The sequence below is a fragment of the Bdellovibrio sp. KM01 genome (assembly GCF_013752535.1).
Lineage (GTDB): Bacteria > Bdellovibrionota > Bdellovibrionia > Bdellovibrionales > Bdellovibrionaceae > Bdellovibrio.
Genome location: NZ_CP058348.1, coordinates 1,439,229 through 1,452,735 on the forward strand (window position 1 = coordinate 1,439,229; position 13,507 = coordinate 1,452,735).

Annotated in this window: 13 protein-coding genes; 11 read left to right on the forward strand and 2 right to left on the reverse strand. The window is 44.4% G+C overall.

The genetic code is table 11. The annotated features are described in order from the left end of the window. Window positions 1-27: 27 nt before the first annotated feature. Window positions 28-1,434, forward strand: a complete 1,407-nt coding sequence (locus HW988_RS07080; RefSeq protein WP_181606834.1) for a sensor histidine kinase KdpD — start codon at window positions 28-30, stop codon at window positions 1,432-1,434. Here HW988_RS07080 and HW988_RS07085 read toward each other — a convergent pair. Continuing rightward, the gene (locus tag HW988_RS07085) at window positions 1,373-2,107 is read right to left on the reverse strand and encodes a hypothetical protein (RefSeq protein WP_181606835.1); all 735 of its coding nucleotides are present in this window, start codon (window positions 2,105-2,107) and stop codon (window positions 1,373-1,375) included. The two genes, HW988_RS07080 and HW988_RS07085, sit on opposite strands and share 62 nt — an antisense overlap. Before the next feature lie 69 nt (window positions 2,108-2,176). Between HW988_RS07085 and HW988_RS07090 the strand changes: the two genes are divergently transcribed. The 8 genes from HW988_RS07090 to HW988_RS07125 all read left to right on the forward strand — a co-directional run bounded on the left by HW988_RS07090 (window position 2,177) and on the right by HW988_RS07125 (window position 11,328). Then, on the forward strand, window positions 2,177-2,602 hold the full coding sequence (locus HW988_RS07090) for a response regulator (protein ID WP_181606836.1): 426 nt from the start codon (window positions 2,177-2,179) through the stop codon (window positions 2,600-2,602). 107 nt (window positions 2,603-2,709) lie between these two features. Beyond that, on the forward strand, window positions 2,710-3,876 hold the full coding sequence (locus HW988_RS07095; RefSeq protein WP_181607655.1) for an ATP-binding protein: 1,167 nt from the start codon (window positions 2,710-2,712) through the stop codon (window positions 3,874-3,876). Between the two features lie 31 nt (window positions 3,877-3,907). After that, a complete protein-coding gene (locus tag HW988_RS07100; protein ID WP_181606837.1) occupies window positions 3,908-4,363 on the forward strand; it encodes a response regulator in 456 nt (151 codons plus the stop codon). Then, window positions 4,347-6,383, forward strand: coding sequence for a response regulator (locus HW988_RS07105; protein WP_181606838.1), 2,037 nt, complete (start codon window positions 4,347-4,349; stop codon window positions 6,381-6,383). The genes HW988_RS07100 and HW988_RS07105 overlap by 17 nt, the downstream gene beginning before the upstream one ends. Before the next feature lie 309 nt (window positions 6,384-6,692). Then, window positions 6,693-8,561: a sensor histidine kinase gene (locus tag HW988_RS07110; RefSeq protein WP_181606839.1), complete on the forward strand. Its 1,869-nt coding sequence runs from the start codon at window positions 6,693-6,695 to the stop codon at window positions 8,559-8,561. 45 nt (window positions 8,562-8,606) lie between these two features. Next, entirely contained in the window at window positions 8,607-9,293 is a 687-nt protein-coding gene (locus HW988_RS07115) for a MarC family protein (RefSeq protein ID WP_181606840.1), read from the forward strand. 22 nt (window positions 9,294-9,315) lie between these two features. After that, complete coding sequence (locus HW988_RS07120; RefSeq protein ID WP_181606841.1) at window positions 9,316-10,857, forward strand: amidohydrolase family protein; 1,542 nt, start codon at window positions 9,316-9,318, stop codon at window positions 10,855-10,857. Window positions 10,858-10,920: 63 nt separating this feature from the next. After that, window positions 10,921-11,328, forward strand: a complete 408-nt coding sequence (locus HW988_RS07125) for a low affinity iron permease family protein (protein WP_181606842.1) — start codon at window positions 10,921-10,923, stop codon at window positions 11,326-11,328. On the opposite strand, the gene HW988_RS07130 is transcribed toward HW988_RS07125, so the two are convergent. Further along, a complete protein-coding gene (locus tag HW988_RS07130; RefSeq protein ID WP_181606843.1) occupies window positions 11,325-11,849 on the reverse strand; it encodes a YiiX/YebB-like N1pC/P60 family cysteine hydrolase in 525 nt (174 codons plus the stop codon). The genes HW988_RS07125 and HW988_RS07130 overlap by 4 nt on opposite strands. A 125-nt stretch (window positions 11,850-11,974) precedes the next feature. On the opposite strand from HW988_RS07130, the gene HW988_RS07135 reads away from it, so the two are divergent. Beyond that, complete coding sequence (locus HW988_RS07135) at window positions 11,975-12,682, forward strand: alpha/beta fold hydrolase (RefSeq protein ID WP_181606844.1); 708 nt, start codon at window positions 11,975-11,977, stop codon at window positions 12,680-12,682. 90 nt (window positions 12,683-12,772) lie between these two features. Further along, complete coding sequence (locus tag HW988_RS07140; protein WP_181606845.1) at window positions 12,773-13,450, forward strand: hypothetical protein; 678 nt, start codon at window positions 12,773-12,775, stop codon at window positions 13,448-13,450. Window positions 13,451-13,507 lie beyond the last annotated feature (57 nt).

Here is a 13,507-nt window from a genome sequence, read left to right on the forward strand (position 1 = left end):
GGAGTTTCTGACGCGTACACTGGTTGTATGAGCCCAAACTTATACATTGTTGTCCTGGTTTTTTCCGGCACCATGCTGGTGAATGTCTTAACCTCTGCCGCCCTCTGGTACATCCATGGGAATCGCATCTTTGGCTATATTACTTTAAGCTGGGTGATCACTTCGATTAACTTTTTCCTGCAAAGCCAGTTCGTGGGTTACGACTATAAAATGCTTTTAGCATTTAGTTTTTATTTATTGGCTAGTTGGGTCTATTACGAAATCACATCGGCTCTTTTAGTAAAACCCGATCGGCGCTCCTGGGTTTATACCATACCGGTGACACTGGTGATTCTGGGGCTTGTCACGTTACGCCTTACTCATTCCTTCCGTTTTGCTTCGATCTTTTCTGCCATTGCGATTGCAATGCCGCTTCTTTGTGCTGCGCTGAAAGCCCGTAACGCCAAGGAGTCCCGTGGGGACACCAAGGGGTTTAAAATTCTTGCTTTGCTTTTAGTCTTGCTGGCCATTCACTATCTGGACTATCCGTTCCTGCGACAAAGTGAAACCGGCGCGGTCTTTGGATTTACGTTTGCCTTTCTGTTAACTTTCGCGTTTTCCATCTTTTTTCCCAGTTTCCTTTTATGGCAGTTGGCGGCGGAGTACAGTGGTCGTTTACAAGGGGAAGTGACCAAGCAAACCAAAGAGCTGGTTGATTTGGATAATCGCAATAAGGCTCTGATTTCCATTTTAATTCACGATCTTGCGACTCCCGTCACCACGGCGATGATGTCGTTAAATAAAATTGAAGACGGCGATGCCCCGGTGATGCAAAGACTTAGCAAATCCTTGCGCTATATCATGACGACGATTGAAAAAGTTCGTGAACTTCAAGCGGTCACTTCAGGTAAAAAGAATTTGGATCTGAAAGTGGCAGATCCTGCGATTGCCGCCCACAACGCCGTTCAATATTATGCCGAGCAATTGGCTGCGCAAAATTTGACGGTGCGCTTTATGGATGAGCGCAAAAATCCACAATCAGCGGTGATGATTGACTCGCAGTTATTGCAGGCTCAGATTATTGGCAACCTGATCAGTAATGCGATCAAATTCTCTCCGCGCGGGGAAGAAATTGTCGTCAGATTCAGCGATGATTTTCGCTATGTCTATATCGAAGTTATAGATTTCGGTATTGGAATCCCAGCAAACATCGCCCCGAAAATATTCTCTTTCAGTGGGGCTACGACTCGTATTGGGCTTCATAACGAAAAAGGAACGGGTTTTGGCCTTCCTTTGGTGAAGGCCTATGTGGATATGATGAATGGGCGTATCGAATTTAAAACGAGCTACAAGGACCCATCGTTTTCGCGCACCGTGGGGGTTTGTATGCGTGTTAGATTTCCTTTGGTCGTGCAGCAACCGCTTCTTTCGGAACGACGGGAGAGGGAGTTGTAAAGATCGCGCGCTGTTTGTACCAGGACGTAAACATCAAATGGAACCACTCAAAAACCTCCAGCACAATCATGGCTGCAACTTTAGTCTCCTCTGGGGTTAAATCTAATTCATTTAGGTTTAACTGATGTGTCTCATCGATCCAGCTGCCTTGAGCATGGCTGGCTTCCTCAAAGAAGTGATGATCACCAAAGTATTTCAGTGCTTCCGGTGAATGTGAATCAGAGGCCCGAACTGCTTCAATAAATACCGCAAAGGCGAGCTCCAGGCATTCGATCATCAGGAGACGCACACCGGGGCTGGTTTTTTGAAACGTTAGTGACATTAGCTTATAAGTTGCCTGACGTACACGCCAATTGTCGTTGGACCAAATTTGCCGAAGAGCTGTGGTGGTCTTTGTACCCCAGGCACTTTGGCCGATATTCAAAGTTTCTAAGTCCTCTAAAAAAAGTTGCCAGTGTTCCAAGTCTTCTTTGCAGTGATGATTGACAGCTTTTTCCAAAGTTGTGGTGGCTTGGGGATATTCCAGATTTAAGAGCAAATCCTTGAATCCCAGGACGAAGAAACTCATCGCGGGCGCAAAGGAGAGAGGTGTCTGAGAAGAGCGTATCCAGTGTATCAATACATGCTCATTCAATTTACTTTTTTCCGCGAACAGCATTTTGTTAAAATCCATTTGTACTCCGGTTGCAAAGTGAAAGTGTTCAGATCAATCTAGTGTGTAACTCCTTAAAGGATGCAACATATGCCGCAGAAAATGAATCTCCTGGTGGTCGAGGATGATCGGGACCTGGGAGAGATGATCGTCGATTCTTTGAAGGACCTTTTTCAAAGGGTTGAATTCACAACGAACTTTGAAAAGGCTTTGGAGATCCTTATAGCCTTACAACCTGACGTCATTGTTACAGATCAAAATATCGAAGGCGGCTTTGGTATTGCCTTGGTTGCGCATGCGAAAGAAAAAAATATGAACACTGTTGCCATTATACAAACTGGGAACCCGTCTTTGGAATTGCAGTCGGAGGCGGCGCGCTTGGGAGGGGTTGAAATTATTGAAAAGCCTTTCGATGCGCAACTTTTACATCTGCGCGTTTCGCAATTGATTATGGTCGAAGGCATGCGTCGGGAAATGGAGAAATCTTCTGACAATGTGATCCGGGGATTTCAATAGAATGTGTAATTAAATTAAATAAGTGATTGTGTATTTTGTTAGGAGCCAGACATTGTAACTGGCGGGCGAAAAATTCCTCTGTCAATTTATATGACAGGAGACGATTCATGGAAACTAATAGAGAATCTGTTGCTCGCACCGAAAACATCAATTTCAAATCCGACAACACAAAATTCAATATTATCGTGGATTCGGTTCCTAACGGACTGATCGTTGTCGATATCCGTGGTGAAATTCTGATGTGTAATTCAGAGATGGAAAAAATGTTTGGTTATGACAATGGTGAATTGATTGGACAAAGCCTTGAGATTCTTGTGCCGCGCGAAGTGAGGACAAATCATGTTGGTTTGCGCAGCGGATTTTTTGAACATCCCTCGAAACGTCAAATGGGTGCCGGACGAGACCTTCGTGGCGTGCGCAAGGACGGAAGTGAGATTCCGGTTGAAATTGGTTTAAATCCTCTTGCGACCGAACAGGGAAATTTCGTCGTTGCGTCTGTCGTAGATATTACGGAACGAAAAAAATTAGATTTGATGTTGATTAAGGCTTACGAAGAGGTGCAGCAAAAAAATCTTGAGATGGAGCAATTTGTTTATACGGTTTCCCATGATCTGAAGGCACCTTTGGTCACAAGCAGTTCATATATTTCTTTTTTGCGAGAAGATCTTCAGGCGGGAAGATATAAAGACTTAATGGATTCATTGGAACGGGTTGAGAAAGCCAATAAAAAGATGCATGAATTGATTTACGACCTTTTACAGCTTTCACGCACCTCGCGCATGGAACTACGGGTATCCTCAATTAATTTGTCTCAATTAATCAATGAAATAAAAAAAGATTTGCGTGATCAACTTGCAGAAAGAATAACAGATTTAATTGTTCCCGAAAATCTACCAGTGGTTCAAGGGGATCCTAAACGTATTGCCCAGGTTTTTGAAAATCTGATTATTAATGGTTTAAAGTATGCAGCACTGAATGATCACAATGTGATCGAGATCCTTTATAAGGAAACGGAGAGTGAATGGCAGGTCGGCGTCAAAGACAATGGCCCCGGAATCCCTGCGCAATATCATAAAAAGATTTTTGCCCTCTTTCAGCGTTTAGATAATCAAAAGGAAGGGACGGGGGTTGGTTTGACGATTGTCTCTCGAATAATGGGTTTGCATGGGGGGCACGCCTGGGTTGAATCCGAACCCGGCCAGGGCGCAACATTTTGGGTGAGTTTTCCAAAAAATCCGACGTTCCCCAAGGAGAACCATGATGGAATCCACTGAGCACAATGAACCTAGATCCTTAGCAATTCACTTGATTGAAGATGATGATGATCATGCGGGAATTGTCGTACGCCTGCTGGCGAGGGCAGCTTCGAGCAGCAAGGTGGAACGTTCAAAAGATGGAGCCGAAGCTATTGAGTACCTGGAACAAAAAAAACAAGAGGAAACAAGAAAACTTCCGGATCTTATTTTGTTGGATCTAAAGCTTCCCAAAAAAGACGGGCATGAAGTTTTGCAGTATATAAAAGAAGATCCAATTCTGCATTCAATACCCGTGGTGATTTTGTCGACTTCGGATGCGGAGTCTGATCGGACCAAAGCTTATGAACTTTACGCCAATAGCTATTTAGTCAAACCGCTAGAGCTCAGCAGCTTTAAGGATTTGACAGATGAAATCATCAGATATTGGGGTTTTTGGAATATCCCAGCAACGGAAAAAAAAGATGCGTCTGTTCCGGCCAGGAGGTTGAGTGAGACCAGCCCCTAAACGACTTAGTATCTTATTGATCGAGGACAATGACGAGCACGCTGAAATAGTTGAGCGTCACTTGCGTCGTATTGATTCAATGAGCATTGTTGTTACGAGAGAGTCATTTCTTTCGAAGGGGCTAGAACAATTAGGCGAGAGAAAATTCGATGCAGTTTTGTTGGATTTGCATTTGCCGGACAGTAGTTTTATGGAGACCCTGCCACGAGTCAGTAAGGTCGCCAGTGAAACTCCGGTCATCGTTTTATCCGCTTTAGACGATCGCAGTAGTACCATTAAAGCGGCACAAGATGGGGCCTCTGATTTTTTGAATAAGGCGCACCTGTCATCTGAGCTTCTTGCGCGCACAATTTTAAGTTCCATAGAGCGCAAAGAGTCCGAAATAAAAATTAAACATCAGTTGCATCAAACCGCTTTGCTTTCCGAGCTCAGTCAATTCTCTTTGAAAGAAGTTAATATTGAAAAAGTGAAGCTGCGCTGTCGGGAAGTCCTGATCAATGCTTTGTTGGTCGATTACGTTCAATTTATGGAACCACCGGAAGGTGGAAAGGAATCGTTGGCGCAGCGACCGCGCGATGGAGTTCCGTTTTTGTTCAGTGAACTTGAATTTTTGGGCATGGAGAAGCAGAAGGAGAATTTACTTAGATCGGGATTGAAGTCCGGTATAAATGTCGTGATCACCACGAGGGATGTCGACAGTCCGCCCATTGTTATGATGATCTATGATCACCGCGAGAGAACCTTCAAATTCGATGAGATTGAATTTGTAAAAGCTGTCGCCAATATTTTGTCGTCAGTTGTGACCCACGCCTATTTGGAAAAGCTTCTTCAGCAGAAAATTGAAAGTTTAAAACAGGCTCACCAAAAGAAAGATGAGTTTTTGGCGACTCTTTCCCATGAGTTACGAACTCCATTGAATGTAATAGCGGGATATTTGGAAATACTTCGTGATGCCCAACCGGAGTCTGAAGAATATTTCAATGCATTGCAGATTATTGATGCCAATCTAAAAATCGAGACGCGGCTGATTGGCGAAATATTAGATATGTCCCGTATTATTACCGGAAAAATGAAATTGGATCTGAACTTTTATGCGTTGGATGAAATGATTGACTCAAGTATTGAATCGCTAAGCGTCGCCCTGGCAGCCAAAAAAATTAATTTGGAAATGCATGTGGCACCTCATCTGGGAAGAATGTGGGGCGATCGAGATCGTATGCGCCAGGTAATCTGGAATCTGGTTTCAAATGCCGTAAAGTTCACTCCTTTGGGTGGGACCATTAAGATTTTCGCAAGCAAAGTAAATGACGTCTTTGAATTTTCCATTGAAGACAATGGAGTGGGTATTGTTGCCGAAAATCAAGAGGATGTTTTTAATCGATTCTGGCAGGAAGATTCGGCTATCACGCGACAGCACATGGGATTGGGGCTGGGATTAGGAATTGTCAGACATATTGTTGAACTCCACGGCGGGACGGTGGAAGTTTTCAGTGCAGGAAGAAATAAAGGTGCTCGGTTCACGATTCACGTTCCTATTCAACAGGTTCGTGCGGTGGATTCACATCCGGTAGAAAAATCGGTTGAATCCGATAGACCTGTGGCAAATCAAAACTTGCAAGGAATGCATTTATTAGCAATCGATGACTCGGAAGACTCCCTCAATCTATTAAAACATCTGCTAAAAAAGTCAGGAGCTAACGTTGAAGGGACAAGTGACCCACAGCAAGGCTTGGATATGGCAAAAAGAGATGGATACGATGTCATCATTTGCGATATCGGAATGCCGGTTTTAGATGGATATGCCCTGATAAGTAAGCTCAGGGAGTGGGAAGAAGAAAAGGGCTTGCCTTTGACTTCTGCTATAGCCTTGACAGCTTATGTTGGCAAAGAAGATGTGGATAAAGCCCTGTCGGTCGGGTTTCAAGCTCACCTGCCTAAGCCTTTAGATCTGCCCTTATTAAAACAAAAAATAGTGGAATTGGCCCCGTCGGGCGATGAATCCTCCGTCGCTAGTATTTAATTGGATCTAAGTACATCCCCTGATCAAATAGAGTATCAAAAGGATCGGAACTGGAATTCCAATCAGCCACAGAAAGATCCATCCCATTTTACCAGCCGTGTCTTTTATTGATGGTTTCATGATGTCCTCCTCTTTACATATGATAACTATATGATGATTCTAAAAGCTTATTAGTTTCGAGTGGTCTTTGGTGTTTCTTTGCAGCCAGCGAGAGTTTTTTCTCTGGAGGAAAGTCGTATTTATTTCAAGTTAAGCAATGTTGGGATCCAGCTTGACCAGTGTAAAACGACAGTTGGATAATTTTCGAGGATGGCAAAGTTAGGAAGAGTTTTCATTCTGTGGGTGCTGGTTTTCCTGGCTTTTTCTGCTCGAGCCTCGTCATGGGATTTAACTTCCAATGTCAGGCTCGGGATGTCTTCTCCCGGCGTCAGCGATTTTTCGACCATCGAGTTTAATACTTTATCAACCGGTACTCTGACTCAGGTTTATTCCGATAAAGATCCCTGGTTTCAAATTCACATTCAAAATTCCAGTGACGAACCTTTACAAAAGATTTTGTATTTTGATTCACCTCAAATAGGACGCCTGACTTTGTGGCAAGATGGGAAGTATCGCCCCATTTATTCAGGACCGGGATATCCTTTGGAAGAAAGAGCTTATCCCTCACGCCTTGGAGCATTTCTAATTCAATTGGCACCTCAGGAAAATGGAGTCTTTTATATTAAGCGCGACATTCACCATGCGTTGAACTCCAAAGTCTTTTTGACAGATGAAAGTGATTTTTTAAAGCAGGAAAACTCCGCACGGATGATTTTCTTTTTCTATATAGGTGGAATTGTCGCCCTGGTTCTTTATAATTTTCTGCTGGGTGTGTTCACGACCGAAAAGGATTATCTGCTTTACTCCTTGTTTGCGGGAAGTTTTGGTGCCACAGCCTTGGTTCTGCACGGTGTGGTGGACACCTATCTTTTACCAAATCGTTTCATCGTTTTTTCGAATTATTTGATGTTCTTTTCCTCTCTGACACTGCTATCCGCCTGTTTTTTTGTCGAACGGTTTTTAGGAATCACCCGTGAGTTCAAACTGGGTTTTAATGGCATTCGGATTTTTAAATGTCTGGCTGCAGTTCCGCTGATCGGGAGTTTTGTGGTCCCCGAGCACCGCGAGCTGTTTTTCCTGGGATTCTGGATTGATATTGCCATTGCTGCGGCGATTTTATTTTTCATTTTTTGCGGCTTTTATATGTTGCTGCGGCACGCTCATCAATTGGCGACATATTTCCTATTTAGCTGGGTGGTGGTTTTGCTTGGAACCTTCGTTTGGCTTGCGGCATTCTATGGCATTATTCCCAACAGTACTTTCACGCAGTATTCGCTGCTATTTGCGAACCTTGGTGAAATGGTGGTGCTATCCCTGGGGCTTGCCTATAAAATTCGTGTCTTAGACGAGCAAAAGCGCCGTGCCTTGCGCGCGGCAGAGGATAAGGACCGATATCATCGCTTGGTTCGAGTGTTATCCCATGATGTGGCAAATACTGTATCGGGTCTTCTGTATCACTCAGAAATGCTAAAGTCCCACGTCGAATCAGGACCTGCTGATATTCATCTGGACCGTATTCATAATTCAACAGGACAGTTGATTCAGATTTTAAAAGCGGTTCGTCACGAAGAAGTCTTTCACATCTTCCGTGAGCATGCCGAGATGGAGTTGGTGGATCTTAAATCCGTCTGTGAAGAGTTGGTGAATCACTATTCTTGGCAGTTGCGTGAAAAGCATTTAACGGCGGAAGTGAATATTTCTGCCAATCTGAAGGTTCGCGCGGATCGTTCGGCGTTGTTGAATCAGGTGCTTTCAAATATATTCTCGAATGCCATTAAGTTCAGTGACGAACATAAAAAAGTGTCATTCGAGGTGTTGGAGGAAGGCGCCTTCCGCATCTTGCAGATCACTGACGAGGGTGTGGGCATTTTGCCAGAAGAAATTGATTTGATTTTCTTCAGTAAAAAAATTGTCAGCCATCGTGGTACAGTCAATGAATCGGGTACCGGTCTGGGAACTTCATTGATTTCAGAGTATATGAAACTATTTGGCGGCCGTATTGAAGTTCAATCTCGGCACCACAGTAAACACGACGTTTCTGGAACCACGGTGCGATTGCTTTTCCCAAATATTGAGTGACGCTGAGACTTGCGGGCGCTTCAGAATTACGATAACGTTTGTTCAATGAATTCTATTTCTATTGCTTCCTTCTATCATTATGTTTTCGTTTGTCTGGTGGCTTTGTTTCCACCGGTGAATCCCTTCGGTACTGCTTTTATCGTTGGACCCTTTCTAAAAGGACTTTCCACCAGGCGCCGTATGCAATCGGCGGCAGCCATTGCGATTTATTGCCTGGGAATTTGCATTACCTTTACCTTGCTGGGTGGGTTTTTCTTTAAGCTTTTCGGAATCTCGGTGCCTGTGGTGCAGATTGCCGGGGGCATGTTGATTGCGCGCATGGGTTTTTCAATTTTGTCAGCGACCGATCCCCAGGAGGATCAAGAAAAAGTCGTGGACAATGACAATGCCGCTCGTAATAAATCTTTGAAGTCAATGCTGTTTTATCCGCTGGCATTTCCAACGACTACGGGTGGTGGGACGATCTCTGTTCTGATGGCGTTAAGTGCGAATAGTTATCATGAAAATCACGCCATCCATATGTTCAACCTTCTTGCGACTTCCGTCGCGTGCGTGATTTTGGCTCTGATCATTTTTGCCTGTTATTCACTGACTCCAACTATTCTGGACCGTTTAAATCTGCAGGCACTTCAGGTGGCAAACAAATTCAGCGGATTTTTGACGTTTTGTGTGGGAATCCAGATTATGGTGGATGGCGTCTTGGGAGTCGCAAAAATTCTTATCAAAGGCTGAAATTAGGGCTATCGTTTTTCTTATGAAAAAAAGAACAACGACCCAGATTCTAGTAAGCACATTATTAACGGGAACTTTGCTTGGCTGCGCAGGGGGTGGTTCCACTTCGACTTCTTCCAATGCGCCCCAAAAAAAAATCCACGAAAGTATCGTTCTTAAAGGTGTGACCATCGTCAACACACAAAATGGTCAGTTGCTGCCGAATATGGCGGTGATGATTGACTCGGGAAAAATCTCAAAAATTATTTCTGTCGAAGCCGTGGGGGAACAGGGTAGCAAGCGTATCATCGATGCGACGGGAAAATATCTGGTTCCGGGATATTTGGATATGCATGCACATATCCTGGATGATTCCTCATCTGCCGAGATGGGGGCCATTATGCTCGCACACGGCATCACGGGTTATCGTCAGATGTCCGGAACTGACGAAATGCTTTTGCAACGTAAAGACGGTAAGTTGAAATTCTCCGAAGACTCTCCGGAGCTTTTAGGAATGCCAGGTCCGGTCCTTTTACGTTCGAATGCAAGCTCTCCAGATACGGCTGTGGAACTTGTTCGAAAACAGCGCTCTGAAGGTGCCGACTTTATTAAAGTTGTCGATGTGGCTCCAAATGTATTTTTTGCGGCTTTGGCGGAAGCTAAAAAAGAGGGGGAGTATTTCGCAGGTCATATCCCGGCAGGGGTTGATGCGGTTCAAGCATCGAAAGCAGGAATGCTTTCGATCGAGCATCTAGGGCCTGTTGATTCGGTGTTGATCAGTTGCTCCACTAATGAAGCCAGTGTTCGTAAAGCCATTGGTTCTGAAGCGACAGTGAACATGTCAGCAGAAGTCGGTAAGCTCACGGTCGCAAATCCCTTGTTGGTGCGTTTGATGGCCAATCAAAATGCCTTTTTGAAAACCCGCACGATCATTGATACCTATAGTGATTCAAAATGTAAAAAAGTTGCCGAGACATTTGCGAATTTCAAAACTTGGCATGTGCCGACGTTGATTCGTAACGTCACTATGCAACAGGCCGATAAAGCCGAATACACGAACTCTGCAAACCTTCAGTACGTATCCCGCGGGATGCGCGAATACTGGGATGGAGTTTCTAAGCAGTTTACTAAAACTGTAAAACCGGTGGCTCGCGAAACTCTTCGTCAGTTGGGTGCGATGGACATGAAGCTGGTAAAACTATTTGATCAGCAGGGTGTGAAAATGATGACGGGAACTGATGTGGGTGGCATGTGGGTCGTGCCTGGAGTTTCTTTGCATCAAGAGTTCGATCTTTTAGCGAAAGCCGGATTGTCGCCATTAAAAGTTTTGCAGATGACAACTTTAAATGGAGCAGAATTCTTGGGTAAGCGCTCCACAATGGGAACTGTGGAAGTCGGCAAAGATGCGAATTTGGTTTTGCTTGATGCAAACCCAATTGTCAGCGTTACGAATCTTCATAAAATCAACGCTGTTATCAGAGACGGGAAATACTATTCTGAAGCGATGCTAAATTCCCTTAAGCAAGAAGCGGCAAAAAAGCTTTCGACAGCTGAAAAGTCCAGCGATAGCGCCCACGTGTATTAATAATGTTCGAGGGAAAATGATTCTTAATTTGTCAGCAGCGATGGTTGCTGGCAAACTTTCGCTATGAATGAGCTTTTTCGCCAGGTTTCAAATAAAATTGCACATTGGGTAGGGACGCCCGGAGCGTTTGCTATCGCGGTTCTTGGTATTGTTGTGTGGGCGATGTGTGGACCGCTCTTTCATTTTTCAGACACCTGGCAGCTGGTGATAAACACGACAACCACGATCATCACTTTTCTTATGGTATTCTTAATTCAAAATACCCAAAATCGGGATGCTCGGGCCATTCACTTAAAGTTGGATGAATTGATTCGCGCCACAACGGGGGCTCGTAATTCCTTGATTGATTTGGAAGAAATGTCGGATGAGCTGTTAGATCAAGTACACGAAGACTTTAAAGCCTCGCACGAACACATTACATCTATTATTGAAGAAATCGAAAAGCAGAAGGAAAAACGGGCCCAGGATTAATTTTCATCGGAGACTTTTTGATGATCCAAAGCCCAACGATATAAAGAGTCCGGCGACAATCCCGGCGTCCCATCAAGGTCCCAATAATTTTTTGGCCAAACTTTTTTATTAAAGATCATCGGGTGAGTGGGGACATTTAAAAGTTTACCGATGATTTCAGAGCAATACATCGCGCTGTCATCCCAGGAATACCAAAAATCAAAAGGCAAACCCAAGTACTGCGTGATCTGCGTGGCATTCAATTCAGGTGTGACTTCGACGATCGCGGTGATCGTGCCGTGCTGATTTAAGCGCTCTTCGCTAATCACCGCGACGCCTTCGCCAGGATAAGCATTCAGCCAAAGGGGAGCTATATCATCAAATTGAATGGCCGTATGAGAGAAACGAGCGCCGGGCTCGTATTCAACTCGCTCACCGCGGGAGTTAAAAGTTTCCAGAAATGCGATGCGCGTAACTGCCTCAGCAGGAGGCTGCGATAAAAGAGAGATGAATAGTAAGGTTAAACTGAATCCCAAGCGCATGGTAGGGGTTGTCCTCCTTTGAGATGTGCCAGTCAAAATATTTCTGTTTGAAAAGTGACCGTGATCATTGTGTAGACTCCGGGGCCTTGCTATTTTTAATTGAGAATGCCGCATGGAGGCCGTTAGTGAATAAAAATCAATCAACACCCCTGGTATGCCTGCATGGGTTCCTATGTGATCCCAGACTGTGGCAAGATGTTATGGCCATTCATTCCTTTGCTGGTCCGGTGCATCTCATTGATTTTAAATTCTGCAAAACCCTGGAAGACATGCTCGGGCAAATTGAAAAATTGGCAGATTCTCGCTTCCATCTGGTGGGCTTTTCCATGGGCGGGTATATTGCCGAACTTTTTGCGACCAGATTTCCAGAGCGTATCGAGTCTCTGACTTTGATTGCCGCAAACGTGGGGGCGTTAAGTCAAAGAGACATCACCACGCGCATGAAAATGGCCGAGATGCTTTTAAATGTGCAGTACAAAGGCATGTCGGAAAAAGAAGTCGCCAAATTCATTCATCCCGAGTCAGCAAAAAATCTCCATGTTGTGGAGGCGATCATCGAAATGAGTCGCGCTTATACATCCGAGATGTATGTGAACCAAATGCGTGCGACCTTGCACCGCGAAGATCTAACTGAGGCTTTGGATGCTCTTGAATTTCCCATCTCCATTATTGCCGGCAGGGAAGATCGTGTGGTCTCTTATGACTCTCTTAAGACCTTTCACGAAGCGATCTCCCGCTCGGACTTTCAGGTGATAGAGGAGAGTGGACATTACCTTCCACTGGAGAAACCCGATGATGTTAGTCGAGCTATTTTGCGAGTAATTTCTAGATAACTCTTTTCGAAACGCAATAAATCGGGACTAAGGAAGGCATCGTATTTAGGACATTTGAATATCTGACAAAGAACATTTAGCATTTTTTGTATGACAACAATCAAATCTATGTTCGCGCTCGCTATCCTTTTGCTTTCTGCAAACCTCTCATTTGCTGCTAATGAAATACCTGTGAACGGAAGGCTGTTCATCGGTTCCACGGCAGTGTCACCTTCAGATTTAAATACCTCGCTTGAATCGCAAAACATGAAGAAAGTTGAAAACATCACTCAGTATGGTGTCGAAATAGTCTATCCAGCATTTCGTTATCTGGATGTGGGGATTCGCTATACTCACAGAACATTGAGTAACGATGAAAATCCATCGAACACAAGCACAGATTATTGGGCAAAGCTTGATCAGGACACGTACATGTTTCTGGCAAGATTCCCTTTCCTAAAAACCGATATTGTCAGACTTGATGCTTTTGCGGGGGCCGGAGGGAGTAACACCACTTACACCATTAAGTCCGCGACTGAAGATGGTTCTTTAACGAAAAAAGCCAGTGGGTCCTTCTTTGCCACGCCATACGCGGCCGCGGGAGCCTCGGTGGCTGTGGGTTTCAAGTGGATTTACTTTGTGATGGAGTTGGGTATGGAGAGCAATAAGCCTGATTCTTTCGATCGCGCTGGAACTGTCAGCAGCAATATCAATAATATCGATCTTTCTGGTTCCTATTTGACGATCGGAATTCTATTCACCGGAGTTCCCGGCACTCTTGGAAAATAATTCGGCTAAATTTAGGGCTCGCAGTGAAAACATTGCCTAAAAATTCATCTTTTTAGG